This window comes from Methylobacterium sp. D53M, from assembly GCF_053345625.1.
In genome coordinates this window covers 45066-71292 of the sequence record NZ_JBKFAL010000010.1, presented here as the reverse complement: position 1 = coordinate 71292, position 26227 = coordinate 45066, and the positions used below count along the sequence as shown (strand labels likewise).

The following is a 26227-nucleotide window of genomic DNA, read 5'->3' as shown; positions in this document are numbered from 1 at the left end:
CCGGCACCCGAGGATGAGGGGGCAGTCGGGACCGGCCGGATCAGGACGATTCAGGACAGGCCCGTGACCGAGACCCCCCTGCGCGCAGCCCGCGCCCCCCGCGAGACCAAGGCTGCCGGCCTGGAACCGCTGGCGGTGCTGCCCGTCTTCGTCCCCCTGCGCGGCAAGCGGGTGGTGCTCGCCGGCTCGTCCGGCGGCGCCCCCTGGAAGGTGAAGGTGCTGGCCGCCGCCGGCGCCCATGTCGACGTCTACGCGCCCGAGCCCGGCGAGGAGCTGCGCGCCGTGCCGGGCGAGATCGTCGACGGGCAGGTGGTCCTGCACGAACGCCCCTGGAGCCCGGACGATCTCTGGGGCGCGGCCTTCTGCATCGGCGCGATGGAGGACGAGGCCGAGTGCGTCGCCTTCGTGGCGGCCGCCCGCGGCGCCGGCGCCATCGTCAACGCGGTGGACCGGCCACACCTCTGCGACGTGAAGTTCGGCGCCATCGTCAACCGCTCGCCGCTCGTGGTCGGCATCTCGACCGAGGGCGCGGCCCCGGTCTTCGGGCAGACCGTGCGCGCCCGGATCGAGGCGATGCTGCCCCGCGGGTTCAGTCGCTGGGTCGCGGCCGCCCGCGACTGGCGCGACGGCGTCACGGCCCGCTTCCACGGCTTCGCCGACCGGCGGTTCTTCTGGGAGCGCTTCACCGACCGGGCCTTCGCGGAGCCCGACCGGGCGCCGTCGGACCGGGATCTCGCCGAGCTGCTCGGCGAGACCGAGACCGCCCCGAAGGGCGGCGCCGTGACGCTGGTCGGGGCCGGCCCCGGCGACGCGGAACTGCTCACGCTCAAGGCGCTGCGGGCGCTGCGCAACGCCGACGTCATTCTCTACGACGACCTCGTCGCGCCCGAGATCCTGGACTACGCCCGCCGCGAGGCCCGCACCATGCTGGTGGGCAAGACCGGCCACGGCCCGTCCTGCCGCCAGGACGACATCAACGCGCTGATGGTGCAGCTCGCCCGCTCCGGCAAGCAGGTGGTGCGGTTGAAATCCGGCGACCCGCTGGTCTTCGGCCGGGCCGGCGAGGAGATCGAGGCCTGCCGGGCCGCCGGCATCCCGGTGACCGTGGTGCCGGGCGTCTCGGCCGCGCAGGGTGCGGCGGCGTCCCTCGGCCTGTCCCTGACCCATCGCGACGCCGCGCGCCGGCTCCAGTTCGTCACCGGCCACGACCGCCGCGGGGCGCTGCCGGACGACCTGAACTGGGGCGCGCTCGCCGATCCGAGCGTCACCACGGTCGTCTACATGCCGAAGCGGAGCCTGCGGGCCTTGCTGGCGCGCGCCGTGGAGGAGGGCCTGGCGCCCACGACGCCGGCGCTGCTGGTGTTCAACGCCACCCGCCCGAACCAGCAGGCCCTGCGCGGCACGGCCGCCGACCTCGCCGACCGGGTCGAGGCGGCGGGCCTCGACGGTCCGGCGCTGCTGATGGTGGGCGAGGCCTTCTCGGAGATGCGGGGCGCGCTCCCGGCCCGGGCGGAGCAGGCCCGCGTGGCGGTCTGAGGCCGCTGGCACGGGCGCGGCGGGGGAGCTGAAGATCAGCGGCTCCGGCGCGTCCGGCTGATCCGGATCAGGTCTCGCCGGCCACGAAGGCGCGCATCAGGTAGTTGGCGATCGCCATAGGCGGCGGCGCCAGGATCCCCTCGGGATGCGTTCCCGCCAGCATGGCCGCGACGTCGGCCCGGCTGAACCAGCGCGCATCCTCCAGCTCGCTGGGATCGGTCACGATAACCTCGTCGAGCGCCTCGGCGGCGCAGCCCATCATCAGCGACGACGGGAACGGCCAGGGCTGCGACGTCCGGTAGGTGACGGCGCCGACGCGGATCTGCGTCTCCTCGAACACCTCGCGGCGCACCGCGTCCTCGATCGTCTCGCCGGGCTCCAGGAAGCCCGCGAGGCAGGAATACATGTGCGGGCGGAAATGCGGACCCCGGCCGAGCAGGCAGGTGTCGCCCCGGCGCACCAGCATGATCACCACCGGGTCGACCCGGGGGAAATGGTGGGCGCTGCAACCCGGGCATTCCCGGCGGAAGCCGCCGGCCTTCGAGACGGTGGCGGTGCCGCAATTGGCGCAGAAGCCGTGGCGGGCGTGCCAGTCGAGCATGGACTTGGCCACGGCGAGTAGGCCGAGCTCCTCGGCCGCCACGGCGGAGTCGGTGGCGATCGACCTCAGGTCGAGGGTACGGGTCGGCCCCTCGGAGAAGCGCTCCGCGGCCTCGGCCGGCGCGGCGGCGGCGAAGACGGGCTGCCCGTCCCGGTGCCCGAGGAAGATGCGCATCTCGCCGGCGAGGTCCGCCGCCTCCGCGACCGCGATCAGTGCGGTCTCCCCGCGCAGCACGATCCGGTCGCCGCAGATCAGCACGAGGCGGGCTTCGGGCGTGTCGAAGGCGGGCACCGCCTCCTCGGGCTGCTCGGCCGAGTGCCGGTCGAGGCGGTTTCGGACGAAGCCGAGGGTGTCGCGGGGATCGGTCATGCGAGGGTCAGGCCGCGGAGAAGAGGGCGCCGGCGCGCTCGAGGAGCTGGGCGCGGGCGTGGGGCGGATAGGGCTTGCGGGTCTCGAACCCCCAGACCGGCCCCGGCCAGGCGGGATCCGACCGGAAGCGGCCGACCACGTGGACGTGGAGCTGCGACACTACGTTGCCCAGGGCGCCGACATTCACCTTGTCGGGCTTGGACAGGGCCTGCATCACCCCCGTGGTGAGGCGGATCTCCTTCCAGAGCGCCGCGGCATCGGTCTCGGAGAGGTCGGTGATCTCGGTGAGGTTCGGGCGGCGCGGCACTAGGATCAGCCACGGGAACCGGGCATCATCCATCAGCAGCACGCGGCACAGGGCGAGGTCGCCCACTTCGGCGGTGTCAGCCGACAGGCGCGGGTCGAGGGTGAAGGCGGGCTCGGTCATCGCCGACCGGTGTAGCGCAGCTTCCGCGTCGGCGCGCGGGTTTGCTGCGCCGTCGGTGACGCAGCGGCCCGATCGGCTCAGAGACCCGGCACGACGCCCTGGCGGCCCACCGCGATCGTCCCCGCCATCAGCCCGCCGGCCTCGTCCGGGCGCGCGAAGATCGTCACGGCGGCGCCCCGCTGAAGCATCGCCTTCTCACCAGGCGAGAACTGCGTCACCGGCGTGTCGTCGGGGATCGCGAAGGACGATTGGCCGCCGTTATAGGCGAGGGTCAGACGCATCGGCGCGCCCCGCTGCACGTCGGCCACCCAGCCGGCGGTGAGGCGCGCGCCCTGCGCGGTGTCCCAGGGCTGGCTGCCGGCCTCGAACCCGCGCTCGGACGGAGAGTACAGGGTCACGGCGGTCGCCTGCCGCGGCTCGGAATCGGACGCACCGAGGACGCTGACGTAGCTCTCCGGCTTGATCGCCCGCAGGCTGGCGCCGTTCACCGCGTAGATGCGGGTCCGGGGGCCCATCCGCACGGCCAGGGTGCTGCCGCTGGTGCGGCGGATCTCCACGCGCTCCGAATCGGCCTGGACCACGGTGCCGCGGAACCGGACGGTCGCCGGCTCAGCGCGGGCGGCGGGGATGGTCGCGATCGCCAGAAGGCCGGCGAGGAAGAGACGTCTCACGGGGCTCTTCACGGGGGTCCTTTCCGAGCGTGTGGACAATGGGCGTGCCGTCCGGCTGCGGGACCCGAACGCCGGGGACCGGGCAGGGTTCCCGGCGCCGAAGGACGTGCGGTGCCGCAATCCGTCGGCCGGGCTCGCGGAGCGCTCAATGCGCCATCAGCACCGGCATGTCGGCGTGGGCGAGAACGTGGCTGGTGACGCCGCCGAAGATCATCTGGCGCAGGCGGCTCTGTGTGTAGGCGCCCTTGATGAGAAGATCGCAGCCGAACGCCTTCGCCTCCGCCAGAAAGGTCTCGCCGGGCACGCGCCGGCCGGCCGGCAGGGCCCGGTGCGACGCGTCCACACCCTCGCAGGCCAGGGCCTGGGCGAGGTCCTGCGCGGTCGGGCCCGGCACCATGCCGCCCTCGACGCTGAGCACGAGCACCCGCTCGGCCCGCCGCAGGAACGGCATCGCGAAAGCCACCGCCCGGGCGGTCTCGGTCGACCCGTTCCAGGCGATGACTACGGCGTCACCGAGGCTGGCCGGTGCCGTAGGCGGCGCCAGCAGGATCGGGCGGCCGCTCTCGAACAGGGCCGTCTCGAACGTGGTCATGCGCGGGGCGTTGTCGGTCGTGCCGGGGCGCCCGACCACCGTGGCCGAGAACAGCCGCGCGTACTGCCCGAGGAACGCGTCGCCGGTGGGGACGTCCTGTCGCCAGCGGTAGCGCGGTCCGGCATCCGGCACGCGGTCCGGTATGCAGAGCCCGTCGCGGGCGTGCCGCGGGATGCCGGCGCCGTCCATGAAGGCCACGAAGCGGCCGCCCGCTTCCTCGGCCTCGGCCCGGTCGGCCTCCTCGTCGCGCAGCCAAGTCATGCCGCCGACCATGTCGACCGGCACGTACTCGGCCAGCGCCGGGCGCAGGGACACGCCCTCGATCAGACTGCCGAAGCGCGTGGCCGCCAGCCGGGTCGTCTCGAAGACGGAGGGCAGGGCGTCGTGCATCGCGACGGGTACGAGCAGGGTCTTCATGCTGGCCTCCTCCTCGGGCACGCGAGGCTAATCCGCCCGGCCGCGCGGTGGAACCGGGCCCGGCACGGCGCGCACACGCTTTTGCGGCGCACCCGGATCGAGCCGGTTGCGGAGGGCCCCAGCCAGGGGCCGCTCGACGAGGCGGTGGACCACGAGCGCGGCCGCGGCGCTGACCGCGAGCATCAGCGCCATGCTGCCCCAGGGATGCAGGGCGGGGGCGAGACCGAGCCGCAGCAGCGCCTCGCGCACGAGTCGTAGCGCGAACGGATGCACGAGGTAGAGGGCGTAGGACGCGTCGCCGAGCGCGACGAGCACGCGCACGGGGGACGGCAGCCGCGCGACCGCGGCCGCGTCGCGGGGTGGCCCGAGGGCGGCCGCCACCAGCAGGACGGCCGGCCCGCCGACGAGGAGCGGGCGCAGGAACCCGTCGGCCTCGCCGAGACCCGCGAGCACCCGCGCGGCCAGGATCAGCCCCAGCACGCCCAGCACCGCGAGCCCGACCCGCAGGGGGAGGGCCGGCCGGAACCCCGCGCCCCAGGCGAGGGCGAGACCGGCGCCGGCGGCGAATTCGAGTACGATCGGATCCGACCAGAAGCGCAGCGGCACCGGCAGGCCCGGCACGAGGGCGCCGACCGCCACGAGGACGGCCAAGCTCCCGCACAGCCACGCGACGGCGCCACGCCGCCCGAAGCCGAGACCCGCGGCGAAGAGTGCGTAGAAGGCCGCCTCGTAGTTCAGGGTCCAGCCGAGGCCGTAGAGCGGCTGGACGGTGCCGTCGGGGCGGGCCGCCGGCCAGAACAGGAAGCTCGCCGCGAGGGCGACCGGGTCGCGCACCAGCGCGGCGGCCTCGCCCAGGAGGTCCGGCCGCGCGAGCGCCAGGACGAGGTAGAGCAGGCTCACCAGCCAGTAGAGGGGCACCACCCGGGCGACCCGGTGGGCGAGGAAGCGGGCGCGGCCGCCCGACCGGCCCGCGAGCCGGCCGCCGGCATGGACGATGACGAAGCCGGAGATCACGAAGAACAGGTCGACCCCGCCCCACCAGGGCAGCAGCGTCGCGGGATCGAGCGCCGGGCCGGCGCCCCGGTCAGCGAGGAGGCCCGCCTCGTGCCGCGCGTGGTGCCATGCCACCATGAGGGCGGCGGCGGCGCGGAGGATCTGGACGGCGACGACGATCACGGGCTGCCCGCGCGCGTCGCGCTTCGAGCCCTGCCCGGAGGTGCGGCCGGAAGGACCCACCCGCCGAGGCCACCGTCCCGGACGAGCGCAATCGGCATCCTGCGGGATCCACCGAGAGGGCACGCGCGCCGGATTAGATCCGCTCGGGAACCGTATTGTCCGATGCGAAAACGGCAGGAACCATAAGCCGATAGCCTCGTTGACGGACCAATTCGCGAACCCGCCGGCTCCGAGTTGCCTGCGACGTCGTCTGCCGAGGCGTCCGTGCTGCACATGCGGCGTCCTTCCGCGGTTCGCGTGCCCATCTCGAACAGAGGTCCCGATGCTGAAGAACTACGCTGCCGCGTCCGCGCTCGTCCTGGCGCTGTCGACCCCGGCCATGGCCCAGAGCGCCAACGACTTCCGCATGCAGTCGATGCAGGCGAACGCCTTCGAGATCCAGTCCTCGCAGATCGCCCTGTCCAAGTCGCGCAACCCGCGCATCCGCTCCTACGCCCAGGAGGTGCTCCGTGACCACCGCGCCGCCAACGTCGCCCTGGCCGGCGGCCAGATGAACGGCGTCGCCGGCGATCCGGGCCTCGGTGGCTTGGTCACCGCCCCGATCGCGGTGGCGGGCAGCGCCGTGGGCGCCGGCGTCGGCGCGGCGACCGGCGTGGTCGGCGGCACCCTGGCGGGCGGCCCGGTCGGCGGCCTCGAGGGCGCGGGTGCCGGCGCGGCGCGCGGCGCCGCCGCGGGTGGCCAGATCGGCCGCGGCGACGTGATGGCGACCGGCGCCTCGACGATCGTCCCGCCGAACCCGGAGCAGCAGGCGATGCTGGCCCAGCTCTCGGCCGCCCCGGCCGGCGCGCGCTTCGACCGCCTGTACGCGTCGCAGCAGATCCAGGCCCATCAGATGACCATCGCGATGACCCAGGCCTACGCTCAGGGCGGCCCGAACCCGGCCCTGCGCAACTACGCCCAGCAGGCCCTGCCGGCCCTGCAGATGCACCTGCAGCAGGCCGAGCGTCTCCCGGGCGCCATGTAAGCGGCACGGACTTCGGCGGCCCGGCCTCGGCCGGGCCGAACGAGAAGGCGGCGGGCGCGAGCCCGCCGCCTTTCTCATGTCGATGGCTGTTCGAGCCAGGATGATCGCCGGCCGACCGCGGCGAACGACCTTCGCGGACGCGCCGCGCCGGCGCGTCCCAGCATCATAGGATCCGGGACCGGCCGACCGGTCCAGAATCTCAGCGCCCGCGCCGTGCGCTCACTCGCACGCGATGGCGGCGACGGAACGGACCGACTGGCCGGTCGTGTCGATCGGCGGCTTGAACTCGCCGGACTGCGGATCGCGCACCAGCAGGGAGCCGCTGGCCACGCCGAAATGCGCGCCGTGGATCTCGAGGCGGCCGTCGTCGACCCGCTCCTTCACGAACGGGAAGGTCAGCAGGTTCTCCATGCTCTGGACGACCACGGCGTGTTCCAGCTTGGTCAGGTAGTTCGGCGCGGCGGGATCGCCGGCCTTGTCCTCGGCCTGACCCACGAGCGAGACCCACTTGCCGATGAAGTCGCCGGGCGAGAGCGGCTTCGCCTTGTTGGCCCAGGCCTTGATGCCACCGCAGGTGGCATGCCCGAGGACGACGATGTGCTTCACCTCCAGGGCCTGGACGGCGAATTCCAGGGCCGCCGAGGTGCCGTGATACTGGCCGTCCGGCTGATAGACCGGCACGAGGTTGGCGACGTTGCGGATCGTGAACAGCTCGCCCGGGCCGGCATTGAAGATCGCGCTGGGCGAGACCCGGCTGTCGCAGCAGCTGATGACCAGGATCTCCGGATTCTGCGTCGAGGCGAGCTGCGCGAAGCGCCGCCGCTCGGTCGGAAAGCGGTCGAGGAGGAAGGACCGGTAGCCTTCGGTCAGGTAGACGGGGAACATAAAGTCGTCTCCAGTTAGACAAATCCGCGACAGCGGGAGTGAAATCAAAGTCCTCGCCAAGCAAGAACGCGCGGCTGGGCCGGAATAGTCCCGCCCACGAGATCCGAGGCCAGATCCGCGAGGCCGGCCGGCTCGACGTGCTCACCGCTGGCGCGCAACTCGTCGAGCGGCCACCAGCGCGTCCCGATCAGCGGGTTGTCCTCGGTCTCGGCGAGCCGGCTCGTGTCGACGCGGTCGTCCGGAAGGCGGACGAGGAAGTAGCGCTCCCGGGCGTCCCGCGCTTGGCGGAACAGGTGGAACAGGCCGTCGCAGGCCGCGACCTGCGGGCCGATCGCGGCGTCGCCCCGGCCGATCTCCTCCTCGAGTTCCCGCCGGCAGGCGGTGACGTGGTCCTCGCCGGGCTCAAGGCCGCCGCCGGGCATGAACCAGAACCGGAGCGGCGCCCCGTCCGGCCCCCTCGCGTGGACCGACGTGTAGGCGATGAGCAGGATCCGGTCCCGCGGATCGAGGACGATCGCGCGGGCGATGTGACGGACGGGCAGGGGGTTCGCGGCGCTCATGCAGCCAGAGCTAGAGCGCGCGCCGGGGACGGACACCGGCCGCGCGCGCGCCTGCGTGCAAAACAGCACGTTGCGGCCGCCGACGCGCCCGGCGGAGGTGCGGGGCGCCGGTTCAGGACGGCGGGCGGGGTGCCGGTGCCCAGATCACGACGGGGAGCCCGAAGGCGTCGCGCTCGGGTGGATCCGGCAGCGGCACGGCCTGTCCGAGGCTTATGTCGCGGGCCACCACGAGGGAGGCCAGCGCGTCGAGATGGTCGTCCTCCGGAACGCCCTTGACCCGGGACCCGATCAGCGCGTCCGGCAGGCCCGCCGCCGCGAGGAGCGCCCGCCGGCGGTCCAGCCCTTCGCGGGCGCGCCTGCCCTTCTTGGGCAGGCCGAGCGGCCGGCCGCCGTTGAGGGCGTGGAAGGCCACCTCGGGATGGACCTCGTGGACCCGCGCGCGCGCCTCCGGGCGCTGCCGCAGGAGCGTGTCGACCGCGCGGACGTAGCGGAAGATGTTGTAGCCCTGGATCGACGGCGCGAAGGGCGGGTCGCTCGCGGCCCGCGAGGCGGCCTTCGCGGCGGCGTAGTCGGGGGCGTAGACCGCGCTCCGCGGCGGCATCGGGAACACCGAGGCCCGCGCCGGCCCGAGCCGGGCGCGCGCGGCCCGGTCGGCGCCGCGGCCGCCGCCGGTGATCCGGTCGGGCAGCCCGATCGGCACGTCGATCCCGACGATGTCGGGCCGCTCCGGCGCGTCGAGGAGCGCGGCGACGTCCGGGAACAGGGCGCAGCGGTGCCGATCGGGGTCGTCGAGGTCGAGGAGCGCCCCCGCCCAGGCGCCGCGGCAGCCGTCCAGTCCCGCGATCCAGCGCGCCATGCCATTCCCCCGCCGCGGTGCGTGCGGCCGCCGTTCCGGCCCGCGTTCTTGCCGGGATGCGCGCGGAAAGCTATCCGCGTCGCCGAGGGCGCCGCCGGCCCGGGAGAAGCGTGATGAGCGAGATCCGTCCCCGTCGCAGCGTGCTGGCGATGCCGGGCTCCAACGCCCGGGCGCTGGAGAAGGCGCGGTCGCTCCCCGCCGACGTGATCCTGATCGACCTCGAGGACGGCACCGCCCCCGCCGCGAAGGCGGCGGCCCGCGCCCAGGTCGCCGCCGCGGTCGCCGCGCGAGGCTTCGGCCCGCGCGAGGTCGTGGTCCGCATCAACCCGCCGGAGACCGAGGACGGCGAGGCCGACCTCGTGGCGCTCGCGCCGGCCGCCCCGGACGCGATCCTGGTGCCGAAGGTCCGGACCTCCGACGCGCTGATCGCCGTGGGCTCCCGCCTGCGCCGCCTCGGCGCGCCCCTGGCGACGCGGGTCTGGGCGATGATCGAGACGCCGATGGCGGTGGTGAACGCCGCCGAGATCGCGGGCGCGGCCCGGGACGTGGACGGCCGGCTCGGCGCCCTGGTGATCGGCCCGAACGACCTCCTGAAGGCGTCGCGGATCCGGCCGCCGGGGCGGGCCGCCCTGCTGCCCTGGCTGATGAACGTCCTGGCCGCCGCCCGGGCCTACGAGATCGAGGCGATCGACGGCGTGTTCACCGACCTCGAGGATGCGACCGGGTTCGAGGCCGAGTGCGCGCAGGGCCGCGACCTCGGCTTCGACGGCAAGATGCTGATCCACCCGAGCCAGATCGGCCCGGCCAACGCCGCCTTCGGGCCGGATGCCGAGGAGATCGCGCAGGCCCGCCGGCTGATGGACGTGTTCGACGCGCCGGAGAACCGCGAGCGCGGGGTCATCGCGGTAGACGGCAAGATGGTCGAGCGCCTCCACGTCGAGGCCGCCCGGCGGACGCTCGCCATGGCCGAGGCGATCGCGCGGATGACCGCGTGAGCGACCTGCCGGAGGTCGGGCTGCGGCTGCTCGACCCGCGCCTGCCGGGCTGGGGCTTCCCGCGCTGGGGTTCGTCGGCCGCGGCCGGCCTCGACCTGCACGCCTGCCTCGACGCGCCCCTGGAGTTGCAGCCTCAGGGGAAGGCGGTCCTGATCCCGGCGGGGGTCAGCGTGCTGATCCGCGATCCCGCCTGGTGCGGGCTGATATTCCCGCGCTCGGGGCGCGGACACCGGGACGGTCTGGTGCTCGGCAACGGCACCGGCGTGATCGACGCGGATTACGAGGGTCCGCTGCTGGTCTCCGCCTGGAATCGCGACGCATCCGAGCCCGTGCGGATCGAGCCGGGCGAGCGGATCGCGCAGCTCGTCTTCACGCGGATCACGCGGCCGGCGCTGACTGTGCTGGAGGGCGCGCCCGGCCCCGGCTCGGAGCGGGGCGCGGGCGGGTTCGGGTCGAGCGGGCGCTAGCGCGCCCTCCGCCGACTGGGATACCGGTTCGGCCCGGGAGAGGACGTCAGACCCGTTCCGATCGAGGCCTCGGTGGGTGTCCCAATCCGTCATCACGAGCGGAGCGAAGGGACCCAGGGCAGCGCGACATTGCCAAGCGTGGCGCTGCCTGGATTGCTTCGCTCCGCTCGCAAAGACGGCGGGGCCGACGCCATCGACCAGGACGCGGATGACGACAGGAGCTCGGCGCCGCCCCTCAGTCCAGCGTCTTGCCGAGCCGCCCGGCCAGGTCCTGGATGAACTGGAACGCGGTCCGGCCCGAGCGCGAGCCGCGGGTGGTGGCCCATTCCAGGGATTCGGCGCGCAGCTGGTCCGGCGCCACGGCGAGACCGTAGCGGTCGGCGTAGGCGCGGATCATCGCCAGGTACTCGTCCTGGCTGCACTTGTGGAAGCCGAGCCAGAGGCCGAACCGGTCCGAGAGCGAGACCTTCTCCTCCACCGCCTCGCCGGGGTTGATGGCGGTCGAGCGCTCGTTCTCCACCATGTCGCGGGCGAGCAGGTGGCGGCGGTTCGATGTGGCGTAGAACAGCACGTTCCCCGGCCGCCCCTCGATGCCGCCGTCGAGCGCCGTCTTGAGCGACTTGTACGAGGTGTCGTCGGCGTCGAAGGAGAGGTCGTCGCAGTAGACGAGCCAGCGGTGCGGGTCCGGCCGCAGCAGGGCCATCAGGTCGGGCAGCGCCTCGATGTCCTCGCGGTGGATCTCGACGAGCTTCATCGGCAGGCTGCCGGCGGGCCGGCGGGCGTTGATCTCGGCGTGGGCCGCCTTGACCAGCGAGGACTTGCCCATGCCGCGGGCGCCCCACAGCAGGGCGTTGTTGGCCGGCAGGCCGCGGGCGAAGCGCTCGGTGTTCTCCACCAGGGTGTCGCGCGCCCGGTCGATGCCGGTGAGCAGGCCCATCTCCACCCGGGCCACCTGCGGCACCGGGGTCAGCCGGCGCTCGGGCCCCCACAGGAACGCGTCGGCGGCGCTCGGGTCGAAGGCTGGCGGGACGGCGGGCGCGGTCCGCTCCAGCGCGGTGGCGATGCGCTCCAGGAGCGGCATCAGGGTGTCGAGGGTGGCGGGGCTCGTCATCGGATCGGGGGGTTCGCGTGCGGGTCGGTCAGGCGGCCGGTTCTACGGGGAAGAACCGGGGAAATCATCCGTGTCCGGACGCATGGCGCGGTCCTCCCGAACGCGAACCGGGATCGAGCGTTGGTATACCCGGCCGGTCGCGCCGAAACGTCCTCCGGGGAGTATCGATGGAAGCGGAACCGACGATCCGGATCACCCAGGTCGCGGATTACGTCTTCACGGTCGATTTCAGCGCGGCCCTCCCGGCGCTGCGCACCGACGAGGCGCCCCCGATCGGCGGCGGGACCGGGCCGTTCCCCGAGCAGCTCCTGATCTCCGGCGTCGCGAACTGCCTCTGCGCCAGCCTCGTCTTCGCCCTGGGCAAGTTCCGCCAGGACGCGCGCGGCGTCGCGGCCGAGGCGTCCTGCCGGGTGGAGCGCAACGCCGAAGGGCGGCTGCGCGTCACCGGGATCGGCGTCCACATCCAGCTCGGCGCCGCCGCCGCCGACATGCCGCGGATCGACCGGGTCCTGGAGCAGTTCGAGCGGTTCTGCACCGTCTCGGAGAGCGTGAAGGCCGGGATTCCGGTCGCCGTGTCGGTAGCCGACCGCCATGGCACGCGCCTGAAATGACGCGCGTCGGGGAAAGATCGGCCGCCCGGCGCATTGCCGCAGCACCGAACGGCCGCGATGGCCGCAATGGCCGCAATGCCCGGAGTGAGGAGACGCCATGCAGGACCAGACGCGAGAGCCCGCCCGCGCCCCCGAGGCGCTCGCCGCCCTGTTCAATCAGCGCGCCAATGCCGGCGACGTCGAGGGCCTCGTCGCCCTCTACGAGCCCGACGCGGTGCTGGCGGCGGGCCGCGTCGTCGCCACGGGCCACGCCGAGATCCGGACCTTCTATGCCGACCTGCTGGCGCGCAAATCCGACTTCCCGGCGCCGGAAACACCACCGCCGCTGCGCAACGGCGCGCTGGCCATGACCTTCGCGCGGCTGCCCAACGGCGCGTTCTCGGTGGAGGTCGCCCGCGAGCAGGCGGACGGCACGTGGCTCTGGGCGATCGACCAGCTGAAGCTCGCGCCGCCGAAGGGCTGACGGCCGGCTCGGACGCTCCCGCGCGCTTGTCCCACCGGACGCGATGCGGCAAAGCGGGACCCGCGCGCTCGACGCCGCGCAGAAGACCCGAGCCGACTCGATGCACGACATCCGCGCCATCCGGGAGAACCCGGACGCCTTCGACCGCGACCTCCAGCGCCGGGGCCTCGCGCCGCTCTCGGCCGAGCTGATCGCCCTCGACGAGGCGCGGAAATCGTCGGTCTCGGCCGCGCAGGCCAACCAAGAGCGGCGCAACGCGCTGGCCAAGGAGATCGGCGGCGCCAAGAAGGCCAAGGACGAGGAGCGCGCCGCCGCCCTGATGGCCGAGGTCGCGGCCCTGAAGGGGGCCGAGCCGGAGCTGAAAGCCGCGCAGGACGCGGCAGACAAGACCCTAGCCGACCGCCTCGCCGCGATCCCGAACCGGCCGAAGCCCGACGTGCCGGAGGGCGCGGACGAGCACGGCAACGTCCTCTACCGCAGCCACGCCGCGACCCGCGAGCGGCTGACCGAAGGCCGCGAGCATTTCGAGCTCGGCGAGGCCTCGGGCCTGATGGATTTCGAGGCGGCGGCCAAGCTGTCCGGCTCGCGCTTCGTGGTGCTGAAGGGCCAGCTCGCGCGGCTGGAGCGGGCGCTCGGCCAGTTCATGCTCGACCTGCACACGCAGGAGCACGGCTACCTGGAGGTGGCGCCGCCGGTGCTGGTGCGCGACGCCGCCATGTTCGGCACCGCGCAGCTGCCGAAGTTCGAGGACGACCAGTTCTCGGTCTTCAAGGGCCTCGATTACGTCAGGTCGCTGCAGGGGCAGGCGGGCGCGGATGCCGCGCCGGTCAGCGACGAGCATTTCTGGCTCGTGCCCACCGCCGAGGTGCCGCTGACGAACCTCGTGCGCGAGGCGATCCTCCGCGAGGAGGAGCTGCCCCTGCGCTTCACCGCCCTGACGCCCTGCTTCCGGGCCGAGGCCGGGGCGGCGGGGCGCGACACCCGCGGCATGCTGCGCCAGCACCAGTTCAGCAAGGTCGAGCTGGTCTCGATCACGACGCCGGAGGAATCCGCCAACGAGCACGAGCGGATGCTGACCAGCGCCGAGGCGGTGCTGAAGAAGCTGGATCTGCCCTATCGGGTGATGACGCTCTGCACCGGCGACATGGGCTTCGCCAGCCAGAAGACCTACGACATCGAGGTCTGGGTGCCCGGCCAGCGCACCCACCGCGAGATCTCGTCCTGCTCGGTCTGCGGCGACTTCCAGGCCCGGCGGATGAACGCCCGCTACCGGGGCAAGGACGGCAAGCCGGCCTATGTCCACACGCTCAACGGCTCGGGCGTCGCGGTCGGCCGCGCGCTCATCGCCGTGATGGAGAACTACCAGAACCCGGACGGGAGCATCACCATCCCGTCGGTGCTCCACCCCTACATGGGCGGGCTCAACCGGATCGAGGGCACCCGCTGATGCGCATCCTGGTCACCAACGACGACGGCATCCACGCGCCGGGGCTCAGTACCCTGGAGGAGATCGCCCGGGAGATCTCGGACGACGTCTGGGTCGTGGCGCCGGAGAGCGACCAGTCCGGCGTGTCGCACTCGCTCTCGCTCAACGATCCGCTGCGGCTGCGGCAGGTCTCGGAGCAGCGCTTCGCCGTGAAGGGCACGCCGTCGGACTGCGTGATCCTGGGCGTGCGCCACATCCTGGGCGATCACGGGCCTGACCTCGTCCTGTCGGGAGTCAACCGCGGCCAGAACGTCGCCGAGGACGTGACCTATTCGGGCACGATCGCGGCCGCCATGGAGGGGACGATCCTCGGCATCCGCTCCATCGCCATGAGCCAGGCCTACGGCGCCGGCGGGCGCGGCGCGCTCAAGTGGGACTGCGCCCGGACGCACGGCGCGAAGGTCGTCCGCAAGATCCTGGAGACCGGGATCGAGCCCGGCATCCTGATCAACGTGAACTTCCCGGACTGCGAGCCGGCCGACGTGCAGGGCGTCGCGGTGGCGGCGCAGGGCTTCCGCAACCAGGCGCTGCTGTCGATCGACGCGCGTGTCGACGGGCGCGGCAACCCGTATTTCTGGCTGGCCTTCGCCAAGGCCCGGTTCGAGCCGGGCCACGGCTCGGATCTCAAGGCCATCGCCGAGAAGCGGATCTCGGTGACGCCCCTGCGCCTCGACCTCACTGACGAGCCGACGCTGACGCGCTTCGCGCAGGCCTTCGCCGAGTGATCGAAAGGACGTCGATCGATCTGGGCAGCCTGGAGGAGGCTGCCGGCAACGCGGCCTTCGTGATGGCGCTCCGGGGTCGCGGCCTGCGGGACACCGCGGTGCTGCGGGCCATGGAGCAGGTCCCGCGGGACACCTTCGCGCCACCGCCGCATCGGGAGCAGGCGCGGCGCGACATCGCGCTGCCGCTGTCCTGCGGCGCCTCGATGACGGCGCCGTCGACGGTGGCGCTGATGCTGGCGCAGCTGCGGCTGGAGCCCGGCCAGCGCGTCCTGGAGATCGGCACCGGCTCGGGCTACGTGACCGCGCTGCTCGCCCAGCTGGGCGCCGGGGCGGTGCTTAGCCTGGAGCGCTACACATCGCTGGCCGGGGCGGCGACGCGGCGGCTCGCGGCCCTGTCCGAGGTGCACATCGTCCGGGCGGACGGGCTGGCCCCGGACCTGCCGGACGGCGGCTTCGACCGGATCCTCGTCCACGGAAGCGTTCCCGCGATCCCATCGCACTGGCGCGCGGCCTTGGAACCGGGCGGACGGCTGGTGACGGGCCTGCGCGGCGACGGCGGCTGCTGGGTGGCGGTGCTGGCGACGCCGGAGGCCGTGCCGGAACTCGGCGCGCCGGTGCGCCTGGCAGCCCTGGTGCCGGGACTGGCGCAGGTGCTCTGACAGCCCTCCGTCATCGCGCGCGGCGACGCGACGCGGGGCCGCGCGCCCTCCGCAGGCGTGGCGCCGCTGGATCGCCTCGCGGCGCTGGCGAAGGCACCGGAGTGGCGGTTAGCCCACCCGCCGCGCCGCCCACCACAGCCGCCACAGCCGGCGCCAGCGCGGCAGCTCGACGGACGTGTTGAGCGGGTCGTAGGAGGCCCGCTCCATGGCGGCGAGGTAGGGCTCCACCAGGGCCGTGGGCAGGAAGGCGGCGCCCGCCGAGGGCGCGATGGTCGGGCGGGCCGCCTCGAAGGCCTTCAGGTGCTGCCGGGCGAGGGCGCGCAGGTCGGCGCAGGCCCGGCGCAGGCCCGGACCGCCGCGGCCCGTCACGATATCCTCGCGGGTGACGCCGTAGCGGCCGAGGATGTCGGCCGGCAGGTAGACCTGCCCCGCGCGGGCGTGCCAGGGCAGGGCGCGCAGGAGCCCGGTGATGCCGTACGCCACGCCGGCATGGCCGGCCGCGCCCGCGCCGCCCGGTTCGGTGCCGTTGCCGATCACGAGGCTTGCCAGCCGGAACAGCGCCGAGGCGGTCTCGCCGCAATAGCCCTCCAGGTCGTTCACCCGGGGCATCGGATCCTCGTAGAGGTCGAAGACGCGGGCGTCGATCAGGTCGACGAAGGGCTGGCGCCCGAGGCGGTTCGCCCGGATCGCCTCCTCCAGGGCGGCCGCCACCGGGTTGGCGCGCACGTCGCCGCGCGCCTCGCCCTGCAGGGCGTCGCGCCACCATTGCAGGCGGATCTCGCCGGCCATCGGGTTCGAGACGGCCTCGCGTACCCGCGCGATGGTCAACGAGAAGGCGTAGAGGGCGAAGAGGTGCGGGCGGGCGGCGGCCGGGGCGAACAGGGTCGCGTAGTAGCGGTCCGGGTCGCCGGCCCGCACGAGGCCCTCGCAGTGGGACTGCGCGAAGGCGAGCCCGGTCTCGGCGGTCTGGCCGTCGACCTCCGGCATCAGGCCACCGCGATCAGCGCGGCGGCGACCTTGCGGTTCTCGGCCACCAGGATGTTGTAGGTCCGGGCGGCGGCGCCGGTCTGCATCACGTCGAGGCCGACGCCGAGATCCTTCAGCCAGACCCGGAGCGCGGGATCGATCGCCGCGATGTCGAGGCCGGTCCCGACGAGCAGCAGCTCGATGCCGCCGGCCTCGGCCTGGACCGGGCGCAGGGCCGTGCGGTCGATGGCCCGCGGCTCCGTCACCTCCCAGGCGCGGACCCCGGAGGGCAGCAGCAGGATCGAGCCGCGATGCGACATCCCGGCGAAGCGGAAGCCGCCGTTGCCGTAGGTGTCGATGATGTGCCGCCCCGGCACGAAGCCGGAGTCGAAATTCTTCGGACTTGGCTGATCGGCCATCTGGGAAAAGGGACTACTCCGCCGGTTGCGGGACGCCGGACCGCTCCGAGGCCGCGCGGGCGCCCGAGAGCATCAGGCCCAGATAGATCAACACCGGCGTCGAGACGAAGATCGCCGAGTACGTGCAGATCAGGACGCCGCAGAGCATCACGACGGCGAAGCCCTTGATCGCCTCGCCGCCGAACAGCACCAGCGCCAGCAGCGACAGCGCCGACGAGATCGACGTCATCACCGTGCGCGACATGGTCGAGTTGATCGACAGGTTGAGCAGGTCGACGGTCGGAATGGTCTTGTAGCGGCGCATGAGCTCGCGGGTCCGGTCGAACACCACCACGGTCTCGTTCAGCGAGTAACCGACGATCGTCAGGATCGCGGCGATCGAGGTCATGTTGAACTCGATGCGGCTGATGATGAACACGCCGACGGTCAGCACGATGTCGTGGAGGGTGCCCACGATGGCGCCGAGCGCCAGTTCCCGCTCGAACCGGAACCAGAGGTAGAGCAGCACCGCCACGACGGAGAGCACGACGCCGAGCGTGCCGGACTGGACGAGCTCGCCGGAGACGCGCGGACCGACGGTCTCGGTGCGGCGGAAATCGTAATCCTTGTCGAAGGCGGCGTGCGCCTTGTTCATCACCGCGGTCTGGCCCTGCTCGCCGGGCTGGAGCGGCAGGCGGACCAGCACGGTGCCCTGGTTGCCGAGTTCCTGCACCTCCGGCTCGCCGAAGCCGAAGCCCGCGGCCGTGTGCCGGATCGACGCCACGTCCGCGGTGCCGGATTTCGCCTGCAGCTCCACCAGAGTGCCGCCCTTGAAGTCGATGCCGAAATTCAGCCCGATCGTCAGGAACAGCGCCACGGTCGCGAGCGACAGCACCGCCGAGAGCGGGAAGGTGAAGCGCCGGAATCGCATGAAGTCGAAATGCGATTCATCGGGCCAGAGGCGGAGCAGGCGCATGGTCGGTACTCTATTCGCGGACATCGCGATGGAGGACGGTCGAGGCGCGGGTCCCCTCTCCCGTGCGGGACAGGGGGGGTCACGTCGCGCCGCCCGCGCTCCTTCGATGGCCTCCCAGACTAATCAGAACGGCAGGGTCTTCGGCCGGAACGTATTGTACCACACCGCGATCATCATCCGGGTCAGCGTCACCGCGGTGATGACCGTGGTGAGGATGCCGAGGATGAAGACCACGGCGAAGCCCTTCACCGGGCCCGAGCCGAGGAAGAACAAGATCAGGGCGGCGATCGCCATGGTCGAGTTCGAGTCGATGATGGTGGCGAAGGCCCGGTCGAAGCCCGCCTGCAGCGCCGAGATCAGCGAGCGGCCGGCCCGCTGCTCCTCGCGCATGCGCTCGTAGATCAGCACGTTCGAATCCACCGCGGTGCCGATGGTGAGCACGATGCCGGCGATGCCCGGGAGCGTCATGGTCGCCTCCAGCACCGACATCAGGCCGAGGATCAGCCCGACGTGGACGATGAGGGCGATGTTGGCGATGAAACCGAAGGTCCCGTAGGTCGCGAACATGAAGGTCACGACGAGGGCCGCCGCCACCAGGGTCGCGAGCTTGCCGGCCTCGATGGAGTCGCGGCCGAGGCCCGGGCCGACGACGCGGCGCTCGACCACGGTGAACTTCGCGGGCAGCGCGCCGGCGCGCAGCAGGACCGCCAGATCGTTGGCCTGCTGCACGGTGAAGTTGCCGGTGATCTGGCCCGAGCCGCCGGTGATCGCCGAGCGGATCACCGGGGCCGACACGACCTCGTTGTCGAGCACGATCGCCATGCGCCGGCCGATATTCTCCGAGGTCGCCTGTCCGAAGCGCTGCGCGCCGCGCAGGTTGAACTTGAAGCTCACCATCGGCTCGTGGGACTGCTGGTCGAAGGACGGCTGCGCATCGGTCAGCTCGCCGCCGTCGGCCATGACCCGGCGCTCCACCGGGACCTTGGCGCCCTTCTCGTCCTTGGAGGGCAGCATGTCGACGTCGCCCGAGGGGCTGTCGGCGAGCATGCGGAACTCGAGCTTGGCGGTGGAGCCGAGCAGCTTCTCGAGCCGCTCCGGGTTCTGCTCGCCGGGCACCTGGATCAGGATCCGGTCCGCGCCCTGCTGCTGGATCGAAGGCTCGGTGGTTCCGGTCGAGTCGAGGCGGCGCCGGATGACCTCGATGCCCTGGCTCACGGCCCGGCGGGTGCGGTCGGTGATGCCGGCATCGGTGAGGGTCAGGCGGATCACCCCGCCCGGCTGCTCGGCGATGTCGAGGGTGCGGGCCGCCGTCTGGCCGATCGAGGTGGTGATCGGCTGCGACAGCTCCTGGAGCTTCGGCAGGACCTTGGCCCGGGCGGCGGCGTCGTCGATCTTCACCTGCACGCCGCGCGGCAGCAGGCCGATGCCGCCGTCGGCGCGGACGTTCTCCTGCTGGAGCACGCGGCGCACGTCGTCGCGCAGGGCCTTCGCCTGCGAGGCGATCAGCTCGTTCTGGTCCACCTCGAGCAGGAGCTGCGAGCCGCCCTGCAGGTCGAGGCCGAGCACGATCGCGCGCGTCGGCACCACCCAGCTGGGGAACCAGGGGGGCAGGCTGGCGACGAAGCTCTTGCGCTGCTCGGGCGAGAAGAAGCTCGGCACGGCGAGCATCAGCCCCACCAGGATCAGGCCCAGTGTCGCGATGATCTTCGCACGGGAGAAGCGCAGCATCGGCCGTTTTTTCTCTTTTGGGCCGGCGCGCGGCGCCGGCCGGTTCAACCGGGAATCAGGCGGCCTTCACCGTGCCCTTGGCGCGGACCTCGGAGATCATCGACCGGACCACCCGCACGCGCACGTTCGGGGCGATCTCGACCTCGATCTCGGCCTGGTCGTCCGAAGCCTTGGTCACGCGGCCGACGAGGCCGCCGTTGGTGACGACCGTGTCGTCCCGGCGCACGGACTTGAGCAGCGCTTGGTGGTCCTTGACCCGCTTCTGCTGCGGTCGCAGGATCAGGAAGTACATGATCACGAAGATCAGGACGAACGGGACCACCTGAAAGGCGATCTCCGCTCCGCCAGCGGCCGCACCGGCCCCTTGCGCGAAGGCGGGGGTGATCAACGAGCGTCTCCTGCGAATGGCGCGCAGGCCTGCCGCCGGATGTGGCGCCCGCAGACCTGTCGAAAAGCGCGCGGACTATAGCCAGGGGCTTCCCGAAAGCAACGCCGAACCGCCGGGCATCGGCGGCGCGCTCATAGCAGGGCGCGTATCGCCGCCGCGAAGGCGTCCGGCGCCTCCTGGGGAAAGTTGTGGCCGACCCCCGCGACGATCTCACGCCGGTACGGGCCGGTGAAACGGCGGGCGTCGGTATCCGTGGCGGTCGGCGGCCCGACGCCGTCATCGCCGCCGAGCAGGACGATCGACGGCACGGCGATCGCCGGCTGGGCCGCCAGCCGCCCCTCGATCGCCACCAGCGCCGGATCGCTCGGAACGAGGCCGAAGCGGTGTCGGTAGGAATGCACCACCACGTCGACGAAGTCGGGATTGTCGAAGGCGCGGGCGGTCCGCGCGAAAGTCTCCGCGTCGAAGGCCCAGGTCGGCGACCAGAGCTGCCACAGCAGGCGGCAGAAGGCGTCCCGGTTCTCCGCGAGGCCGGCGCGGCCGCGCTCGCCGTGGAGATAGTACTGGTACCAGAGGCGGTGCTCGGTCTCCGGCGCGGCCGGGCGCCCGGCGGCCGGGATGTTCTGGATGTTGTAGCCGACGCCGCAGCTGACGAGGCCCCGGGCCCGGCCCGGCCAGAGCGCCGCCACCACGCAGGCGGCCCGGCCGCCCCAATCGTAGCCGGCGAGCACGGCGCTCCCGACGCCGAGGGCGTCGAGGAAGGCGAGCAGGTCGGCCCCGAGCGCCGCCTGCTCGCCGGAGCGCGGCGTGGCGGCATCCAGGAAGCGCGTCGGCCCGTAGCCGCGCAAGTACGGCACGAGACAGCGCACGCCGTCGGCGGCGAGCCGCGCGGCCGCGGCCGCGCAGGCGTGGACGTCGTAGGGGAAGCCGTGGAGCAGCACCGCCGTCGGCCCGCCGGCCGGACCGAACTCGAGATAGGCGACCTCCAGGACGCCGGCCCGCACGCGCTTCATCGATGGCTCCCGGGTTCGCGATGCCGGGATCCTAGCCGGTTCGCCGCGCAATTGCCGCACGCGCTTGCCGTCGCCGGTTCGCGCCCGACTTCACCCTGCGACGAAGAAGCGCGACGGTGGAGAACCATGGGCCTGCTCGACGGTGCGAAGACCCTGATCGGCGATGTGGTTGCGGCGGCCGACCGGGCCCTCGAGGAGACCGGCAGCGGCAAGCTCGCCTTGTCGCTGGCGAAGTTCTATCCCGGCGGCCTCCCGGCCTTCCTCGACCGCCTGCGGGAGACCGGGCACGGGGAGGCGGTGGCATCCTGGCTCGGCTCGGGCGCGCGGCAGTCGGTGCCGGAGAGCGCCATCGCGGCCTGCCTGCCGCAGGGCGTGACCGAGCGCCTCGCCTACGATCTCGGCGTTCCGGAGGGGCGCGTCCCCACGGTGCTGGCGGAGTTCCTGCCCGCGGCGGTCGCCGACCAGAGCGAGAACGGCACGCTGAAGCCGCAGCCGAATTTCAGCACCCAGGTCCGCTGATCGCCCACCTCACGGGGCGGCGCACTTCATCTGCGGCGGCGCGGTCGCGCAGCTCAGGTGGCAGCTCTGCCTGGCGAAGCAGAACCACGACAGTTCGCCGCTCTTCAGGCAGGAGCCGCCGCAATGGCGGTACGTCCCGTAGAGCGGCCGAACGAAGACGGCATCCGCCAGCGGGCGCTCCTGGGCCGGGCGCGCCGTCTCCGCGTCCGACGACGCCGCGGAGACGGACGCGAGCGCGAGCACACATGACAGCGCCAGGGATTTCATGAGAGCCGACCGCGGACCGATGTCCCGGACGGCATTCCGGGCCAGAGGCCGGCCGCTGTCGACTAAATTGCGGTTCACACCGGCGCGTCGCGGACCACCGGCCTCTCCCGCTTCGCGGAGATTGCTCTAGACTCGCGCCACTGACCATTCGACGGGGGTCCACATGAGTCTGCTCAACACTCTCGGCGGCTCGCTGGGGCAGATCGCGCTGAAGGCACTGCCGGGCGTGATCCAGCAGGTGCTGCCCGGCGGACTGAACGCGCTGCTCGATCAGCTCCGGCGCTCCGGCTACGAGAGCCAGGTCAATTCCTGGCTCGGCCGCGGCCCGAACGAGCCGATCACAGCCGAGGATCTGCGCAAGGTCCTCGACAACGAGCAGGTGCGCCAGATGGCGGAGAAGCTCGGCGTTCCGATAGACCAGCTGTTCCCGACCCTGGCGCAGGCTCTGCCCGAGACCGTCGACCGTCACAGCCCCGAGGGGACGCTGCAGGCGCCGAAGACTTAGGACAGCCGGCGCGGGTCGCGAGTCGGGGCGGCCGGACGGCGGACGACGCGAAACGGCGGCCCCGTCCGGGACCGCCGCCGCATCTTGCCGTCTCGTTCGGTCCCGCGCGGGCCGGCCTCGGCCCCGCGCGGTCCGTCTCAGTTGCTGGCGAGCTGGGACATCGGATCCACGGGCGCGCCGCCCTTGCGGATCTCGAAGTGCAGCTGCGGCGAGGTCACGTTTCCGGAGGCGCCGGACTTCGCGATTGTCTGGCCGCGCTTGACCTTCTCGCCGGGCTTCACGTCGATCTCGCCGTTATGGGCGTAGGCCGAGACGTAGCCGTTGGCGTGGCGCACGAGGACCAGCTTGCCGTAGCCCTTCACGTCGGAGCCGGCATAGGCGACCGTGCCCTCCTCGGCGGCCTTGACCGGAGTACCCTCCGGCACGGCGATGTTGATGCCCTCGTTTCCGGAGGTGCCGTAGCCGGAGATCACCCGGCCCTTGGCGGGCCAGCGGAAGTTCTCCGTCGCCTCGGCCACGGAGCCGGTGGCGGCGGGCTCGGGCTTGGCCGGCGCGGCAGCGACCGGGGCCGCCTTCGGCGCCTCCTTGGCGGCGACCTTCTCGACCTTCTCGGCGGCGGCAGCCTCCTTGGCAGCCTCCTTGGCGGCCTTCTGGGCAGCTTCCTTGGCGGCCTTCGCCTCGGCCAGCTTCTGGGCGGCCTCCGCCTTCGCGGCGGCCTTCGCCTCGGCCTTGGCCTCCTGAGCCTTCGCCTCGGCCTTCGCCTTGGCCTCGGCCTTCGGATCCGCCTTCTTCTCGTCGGCCTTCTTCTCGTCCGCCTTGGCGACCTGTCCCGGGCGCACGTGCTTCGGCTTCTCGCCCTCCTTCAGGGCAACGTCCTTGCGGGTCTTGGCGTCGGCAACCTTGCGGGCGGCGGCGTCGCGGGCGAGCGCCTCCTTGCGCTCCGCCTCCTTCTCGGCGGCGGCGGCCTTCTGCGCGGCCTCCTTGGCGGCCTTCGCCTCGGCCAGCTTCTGGGCGGCCTCCTTGGCCTCCTCGCGCTTGGTCGCGATCTTGTTCTCGACCTGCTTGGCGTCCTCGCGCTTCTCCTCGGCGGCCCGGGCCGGCCGGGCCGTCATCGGGGACGCGGCGGGGTTCAGCCCGGAGGCGTTGTAGACCGGGATCACGATCTGGCGCCCGGGCGTGATCTGGTTCGCGTTGCTCAGGCCGTTGGCGGCCAGGATCGCCGAAGCGGGCACGCCGAAGCGGGTCGACATCTGGTTCAGGCTGTCGTTGCGCGACACGGTGATCTGGGTGCCGCCCTCGGCGCTCCAGCCGACCTTGCCGGTCGATGCGACGCGGGTCGCGGGGGGGGCGGCGTTGGTCTGGACCGGCGTCGCGGCGGCGGCCGGCCGCGCGGCGGCTGGCGCGCCCAGCGCCTCCGACTGGATGCGGCCGGTCCGGACCGGCGGGACGGATTTGAGGCTCCCGTCCGGCAAGCTGCCGGTCGCGGAGGGTTCCGAGTCGAACGGGTTCGAGAACGGGTTCGTCAGACGCGACGCGTCCGACGAACAGGCGGCAGCCGCACCGCCGATGATGCCGATGAGCGCGACGCGCGACAGCGTCCGCAACATCTGACCCGTACCGCGCACCCGCATCGACGCACCCGTTTGCCTGACGCAACCTGATGCGCCAATGAAGACGGATTCAGGTTAAGCAACCGTTCCCGTTCCGGCGGTCTGCGACCCTGGAGCGAAGGCAGGTGCAAGGTTTTCGCGTGGCCCCGAGGATGATTCCCGCTCGCGGAATCGTCTCTTTTCGTAACCGGCCGGCACCCCACATCGCATCCATGTTTACCATCCGCAGCGCGCGCGACACCCTGGCCGACCTGCCCGCGCTCGAGACGGCGCGCCTCGCGATCGCCGCCCTCCGGCCTGCCGACGCGCCGGCCGTCCGCGCGCTCACCGACGATCCGGCCATCACCGCGGCGGTGGATTTCCTGCCGACGCCGTTCACCCTGCAGGATGCCGAGGATCTGATTCGCAGCTGCGCCCGGGGCCGGGACTGCTTCCTCGGCGCCTGGACGCGGGACGGCGCGCCCGATCCGCCCGGGCGCGCGCTCGTCGGCGTCTTCGGCACGCATCTGCGCGGCGCCGGCACGATCGAGATCGGGTACTGGGTCGGCGGCGCCGCCCGCGGGCGCGGCTACGCCTACGAGGCCGTCTCGGCGATCCTCGGGCTCCTCGGCGGGCGCTTCCCGGCGCGCGTCGTCGTGGCGGAGTGCCGCCCCGCCAACGTCGCCTCCTGGGGCCTTCTGGAGAAGCTCGGCTTCCGCGACACCGGCGAGGAAGGCCACCGGCCGGGCCGGCGCCTGCTCAGGCGAGCCTGACCCCCCGGGGTCGAGCCGGACCGGGACCGATGGCGCGCGGCCACGAAAAAGCCCCCGGCCGGAGGCCGGGGGCTCGCTGACAGGCGGCGTCCTGAGCCGGACCGGGCGGTCCGATCAGAAGGTGATGCCGGTCTCGACCATGTAGCGGTCCTGCGAGGTGCGGTTGCCGGTGCGGCCGAAGCCGGTGCCGAGCGTGCCTTCCGCGAGGTTGCCGCGGGTGATCCCGCCGAGCTCGACGTGGGCGTACTCCACCCGGAAGAAGTAGCGGTCGAAGGTGAAGGTCGGCGTGACGGTCACCGAGAAGGCGTTGCTGCCGGCGCCGAAGCCCAGCAGGTTGGTGCCGCCCGACCCGCGGACGCCGGTCTGCTCGGTGTACTCGACGCGGCCGGCCAGGGCGAAATTGTCGGTGAAGGAGTAGGCCGCCAGCAGCGCGCCGCCGTAGGTCGAGGCCGAGTTGGCGATGCCGACGCGCAGGTCACGCTCGACGTTGGTGAATTGGAAGTACGGCGAGATGATCCACGGGCCGTTCGCGTAGGTGTAGTTGATGTTGAAGATGCCGCTGTTCTGCTGGAGGTTCGGCGTCGCGAACTGGTAGCGCGGGCTGCGGTCGAGGGCGTTGGTCCGGCCGAGGTTCAGGCCGCCGTTGACGCCGATCGTGTTGTAGTCGTCGAGCTTGTAGGCGACGTTGCCGGTGAACCACGAGATCTCGTTGGAGAAGAACCCATCCGTGCCGGCGACCGACACCGAGAGCGGCCCGCTGCTGTAGTTGACCTGCACGCCCTGGTTGATGAAGTTCTCCTGCACGAACAGGAGGCCGCGGTTGATGTTCAGGTTCTGGTAGGTGAACAGCAGCTCGGTGCCGATCATGGTGAACATCCGGCCGCCCTGGACCGACCATTCATCGTTGATCTGGATCTTGCCGTAGGCGACCGGGACCGGGCCGAACAGGAGGTCGGTCTGGGTGAAGGTGCTGAGGGTGGGGAAGCCGAGCTGCGGGATCGAGTAGCCGCCGGCCTGGATGTAGAACTGGAACGCGCCCTCGGGCTTCTGGATGATGCCCTGCACGTTCGAGAAGTCGAACCGGGCCGCGCGGTCGCGGTCGTTGGGCGCCGCCGGGGTCGAGAACGACGCGAACGGGTTCGACTGGGTGTAGCCGTAGCCGGTGATGGCGCCGCCCACGTAGAGGTCGCCGAGCGGTCCGGCCGAGAAGCAGCTCGGATTCGGGTTGGCCTTGATCACGCCGCCGTAGGCCGGGCCGAGGAGCGTGGCCTTGCAGGGCTCGGCGGGGGGCGCGACCGGAACCGGCGCCGGGGCCGACAGGTCGGCCGCGAGGATGCTGGTCGAGGACAGCAGCACGGTGGCCAGTCCGGCCAGGGTGGATCGCTTCAGCATGGTGTCGCAGCTCGTTCGGGTTCGTCGACGGCCAAGCTGACATCGCGGTGCGATTGACACAAAATCAAACATAGAGCAGTTG

The 26227-nt window shown here is 72.4% G+C and carries 29 protein-coding genes and 1 pseudogene; 12 read left to right on the top strand and 18 right to left on the bottom strand.

Translation table 11 applies throughout. From position 1 onward, the window contains the following. Nucleotides 1–63: 63 nt before the first annotated feature. The gene (gene cysG, locus ACLBYG_RS16070; protein WP_447682060.1) at nucleotides 64–1536 is read left to right on the top strand and encodes a siroheme synthase CysG; all 1473 of its coding nucleotides are present in this window, start codon (nucleotides 64–66) and stop codon (nucleotides 1534–1536) included. Between the two features lie 67 nt (nucleotides 1537–1603). On the opposite strand, the gene nudC is transcribed toward cysG, so the two are convergent. The 5 genes from nudC to ACLBYG_RS16045 form a co-directional block, all read right to left on the bottom strand. Further along, on the bottom strand, nucleotides 1604–2506 hold the full coding sequence (nudC, locus tag ACLBYG_RS16065; RefSeq protein ID WP_447682059.1) for an NAD(+) diphosphatase: 903 nt from the start codon (nucleotides 2504–2506) through the stop codon (nucleotides 1604–1606). A 7-nt stretch (nucleotides 2507–2513) separates the two neighbouring features. Further along, complete coding sequence (locus ACLBYG_RS16060; RefSeq protein WP_020094188.1) at nucleotides 2514–2933, bottom strand: HIT domain-containing protein; 420 nt, start codon at nucleotides 2931–2933, stop codon at nucleotides 2514–2516. Nucleotides 2934–3010: 77 nt separating this feature from the next. Then, the gene (locus tag ACLBYG_RS16055) at nucleotides 3011–3604 is read right to left on the bottom strand and encodes a hypothetical protein (protein ID WP_244539963.1); all 594 of its coding nucleotides are present in this window, start codon (nucleotides 3602–3604) and stop codon (nucleotides 3011–3013) included. A 145-nt stretch (nucleotides 3605–3749) separates the two neighbouring features. After that, nucleotides 3750–4613, bottom strand: coding sequence for a universal stress protein (locus tag ACLBYG_RS16050; RefSeq protein ID WP_020094190.1), 864 nt, complete (start codon nucleotides 4611–4613; stop codon nucleotides 3750–3752). A gap of 27 nt (nucleotides 4614–4640) precedes the next feature. Further along, nucleotides 4641–5789, bottom strand: coding sequence for an acyltransferase family protein (locus tag ACLBYG_RS16045; RefSeq protein ID WP_447682111.1), 1149 nt, complete (start codon nucleotides 5787–5789; stop codon nucleotides 4641–4643). Between the two features lie 322 nt (nucleotides 5790–6111). On the opposite strand from ACLBYG_RS16045, the gene ACLBYG_RS16040 reads away from it, so the two are divergent. Continuing rightward, entirely contained in the window at nucleotides 6112–6813 is a 702-nt protein-coding gene (locus ACLBYG_RS16040; RefSeq protein ID WP_020094192.1) for a DUF4142 domain-containing protein, read from the top strand. 219 nt (nucleotides 6814–7032) lie between these two features. On the opposite strand, the gene ACLBYG_RS16035 is transcribed toward ACLBYG_RS16040, so the two are convergent. The 3 genes from ACLBYG_RS16035 to ACLBYG_RS16025 form a co-directional block, all read right to left on the bottom strand. Continuing rightward, nucleotides 7033–7698, bottom strand: a complete 666-nt coding sequence (locus tag ACLBYG_RS16035) for a carbonic anhydrase (RefSeq protein ID WP_020094193.1) — start codon at nucleotides 7696–7698, stop codon at nucleotides 7033–7035. Between the two features lie 44 nt (nucleotides 7699–7742). Then, a complete protein-coding gene (locus ACLBYG_RS16030; RefSeq protein ID WP_447682058.1) occupies nucleotides 7743–8258 on the bottom strand; it encodes an NUDIX hydrolase in 516 nt (171 codons plus the stop codon). Between the two features lie 112 nt (nucleotides 8259–8370). Further along, entirely contained in the window at nucleotides 8371–9114 is a 744-nt protein-coding gene (locus ACLBYG_RS16025) for a DUF429 domain-containing protein (RefSeq protein WP_447682057.1), read from the bottom strand. Nucleotides 9115–9227: 113 nt separating this feature from the next. Here ACLBYG_RS16025 and ACLBYG_RS16020 point away from each other — a divergent pair, with 113 nt between their 5' ends. Together ACLBYG_RS16020 and dut are read left to right on the top strand one after the other, a co-directional pair. Continuing rightward, nucleotides 9228–10109, top strand: a complete 882-nt coding sequence (locus tag ACLBYG_RS16020) for an HpcH/HpaI aldolase/citrate lyase family protein (RefSeq protein WP_447682056.1) — start codon at nucleotides 9228–9230, stop codon at nucleotides 10107–10109. Next, nucleotides 10106–10576 carry a dUTP diphosphatase gene (gene dut, locus ACLBYG_RS16015; RefSeq protein ID WP_020094197.1) on the top strand — a complete coding sequence of 157 codons (471 nt, stop codon included), beginning with the start codon at nucleotides 10106–10108 and terminating at the stop codon, nucleotides 10574–10576. Before ACLBYG_RS16020 ends, dut begins: the two co-directional genes overlap by 4 nt. A 235-nt stretch (nucleotides 10577–10811) precedes the next feature. Here the strand turns inward: dut and ACLBYG_RS16010 are convergent, their stop codons facing one another. Next, nucleotides 10812–11687 (bottom strand): ATP-binding protein, encoded by an 876-nt coding sequence (locus tag ACLBYG_RS16010; protein WP_020094198.1) that lies wholly within the window; start codon nucleotides 11685–11687, stop codon nucleotides 10812–10814. A gap of 167 nt (nucleotides 11688–11854) precedes the next feature. Between ACLBYG_RS16010 and ACLBYG_RS16005 the strand changes: the two genes are divergently transcribed. From ACLBYG_RS16005 to ACLBYG_RS15985, 5 genes are all read left to right on the top strand, one after another. Further along, nucleotides 11855–12298: an OsmC family protein gene (locus ACLBYG_RS16005; RefSeq protein WP_056533937.1), complete on the top strand. Its 444-nt coding sequence runs from the start codon at nucleotides 11855–11857 to the stop codon at nucleotides 12296–12298. A 97-nt stretch (nucleotides 12299–12395) separates the two neighbouring features. Next, a complete protein-coding gene (locus tag ACLBYG_RS16000; protein WP_447682055.1) occupies nucleotides 12396–12761 on the top strand; it encodes a YybH family protein in 366 nt (121 codons plus the stop codon). A 100-nt stretch (nucleotides 12762–12861) separates the two neighbouring features. Further along, complete coding sequence (gene serS / locus ACLBYG_RS15995; RefSeq protein ID WP_447682054.1) at nucleotides 12862–14208, top strand: serine--tRNA ligase; 1347 nt, start codon at nucleotides 12862–12864, stop codon at nucleotides 14206–14208. Then, nucleotides 14208–14972 (top strand): 5'/3'-nucleotidase SurE, encoded by a 765-nt coding sequence (gene surE, locus ACLBYG_RS15990; RefSeq protein WP_100252427.1) that lies wholly within the window; start codon nucleotides 14208–14210, stop codon nucleotides 14970–14972. The genes serS and surE overlap by 1 nt, the downstream gene beginning before the upstream one ends. 62 nt (nucleotides 14973–15034) lie before the next feature. Further along, the gene (locus ACLBYG_RS15985) at nucleotides 15035–15631 is read left to right on the top strand and encodes a protein-L-isoaspartate O-methyltransferase family protein (RefSeq protein ID WP_447682110.1); all 597 of its coding nucleotides are present in this window, start codon (nucleotides 15035–15037) and stop codon (nucleotides 15629–15631) included. Between the two features lie 108 nt (nucleotides 15632–15739). On the opposite strand, the gene ACLBYG_RS15980 is transcribed toward ACLBYG_RS15985, so the two are convergent. The 6 genes from ACLBYG_RS15980 to ACLBYG_RS15955 all read right to left on the bottom strand — a co-directional run bounded on the left by ACLBYG_RS15980 (nucleotide 15740) and on the right by ACLBYG_RS15955 (nucleotide 21100). Beyond that, nucleotides 15740–16618 carry a phytoene/squalene synthase family protein gene (locus ACLBYG_RS15980; protein ID WP_447682053.1) on the bottom strand — a complete coding sequence of 293 codons (879 nt, stop codon included), beginning with the start codon at nucleotides 16616–16618 and terminating at the stop codon, nucleotides 15740–15742. Further along, entirely contained in the window at nucleotides 16618–17016 is a 399-nt protein-coding gene (locus ACLBYG_RS15975) for an Mth938-like domain-containing protein (RefSeq protein WP_447682052.1), read from the bottom strand. Before ACLBYG_RS15975 ends, ACLBYG_RS15980 begins: the two co-directional genes overlap by 1 nt. Nucleotides 17017–17029: 13 nt before the next feature. Then, nucleotides 17030–17971 (bottom strand): protein translocase subunit SecF, encoded by a 942-nt coding sequence (gene secF, locus ACLBYG_RS15970; protein ID WP_012319245.1) that lies wholly within the window; start codon nucleotides 17969–17971, stop codon nucleotides 17030–17032. A 123-nt stretch (nucleotides 17972–18094) separates the two neighbouring features. Then, nucleotides 18095–19699 carry a protein translocase subunit SecD gene (gene secD / locus ACLBYG_RS15965; RefSeq protein WP_020094207.1) on the bottom strand — a complete coding sequence of 535 codons (1605 nt, stop codon included), beginning with the start codon at nucleotides 19697–19699 and terminating at the stop codon, nucleotides 18095–18097. A gap of 55 nt (nucleotides 19700–19754) precedes the next feature. After that, nucleotides 19755–20087: a preprotein translocase subunit YajC gene (gene yajC / locus ACLBYG_RS15960; RefSeq protein ID WP_020094208.1), complete on the bottom strand. Its 333-nt coding sequence runs from the start codon at nucleotides 20085–20087 to the stop codon at nucleotides 19755–19757. Between the two features lie 131 nt (nucleotides 20088–20218). Next, nucleotides 20219–21100 (bottom strand): alpha/beta fold hydrolase, encoded by an 882-nt coding sequence (locus tag ACLBYG_RS15955; RefSeq protein ID WP_447682051.1) that lies wholly within the window; start codon nucleotides 21098–21100, stop codon nucleotides 20219–20221. A gap of 126 nt (nucleotides 21101–21226) precedes the next feature. On the opposite strand from ACLBYG_RS15955, the gene ACLBYG_RS15950 reads away from it, so the two are divergent. Then, entirely contained in the window at nucleotides 21227–21619 is a 393-nt protein-coding gene (locus tag ACLBYG_RS15950; protein ID WP_447682050.1) for a YidB family protein, read from the top strand. A gap of 9 nt (nucleotides 21620–21628) precedes the next feature. Here ACLBYG_RS15950 and ACLBYG_RS15945 read toward each other — a convergent pair whose 3' ends face one another. Beyond that, nucleotides 21629–21886 carry a hypothetical protein gene (locus ACLBYG_RS15945; protein ID WP_447682049.1) on the bottom strand — a complete coding sequence of 86 codons (258 nt, stop codon included), beginning with the start codon at nucleotides 21884–21886 and terminating at the stop codon, nucleotides 21629–21631. Nucleotides 21887–22037: 151 nt separating this feature from the next. Here ACLBYG_RS15945 and ACLBYG_RS15940 point away from each other — a divergent pair. Further along, a pseudogene (locus ACLBYG_RS15940) lies at nucleotides 22038–22391 on the top strand (YidB family protein); the annotation flags it as partial. Nucleotides 22392–22528: 137 nt separating this feature from the next. Here the strand turns inward: ACLBYG_RS15940 and ACLBYG_RS15935 are convergent. Continuing rightward, complete coding sequence (locus ACLBYG_RS15935) at nucleotides 22529–24022, bottom strand: peptidoglycan DD-metalloendopeptidase family protein (protein WP_447682048.1); 1494 nt, start codon at nucleotides 24020–24022, stop codon at nucleotides 22529–22531. A gap of 191 nt (nucleotides 24023–24213) precedes the next feature. Here ACLBYG_RS15935 and ACLBYG_RS15930 point away from each other — a divergent pair, with 191 nt between their 5' ends. Beyond that, complete coding sequence (locus tag ACLBYG_RS15930) at nucleotides 24214–24753, top strand: GNAT family N-acetyltransferase (RefSeq protein ID WP_447682047.1); 540 nt, start codon at nucleotides 24214–24216, stop codon at nucleotides 24751–24753. A 114-nt stretch (nucleotides 24754–24867) separates the two neighbouring features. On the opposite strand, the gene ACLBYG_RS15925 is transcribed toward ACLBYG_RS15930, so the two are convergent. After that, a complete protein-coding gene (locus tag ACLBYG_RS15925; RefSeq protein ID WP_020094215.1) occupies nucleotides 24868–26145 on the bottom strand; it encodes a porin in 1278 nt (425 codons plus the stop codon). Between the last annotated feature and the right edge of the window lie 82 nt (nucleotides 26146–26227).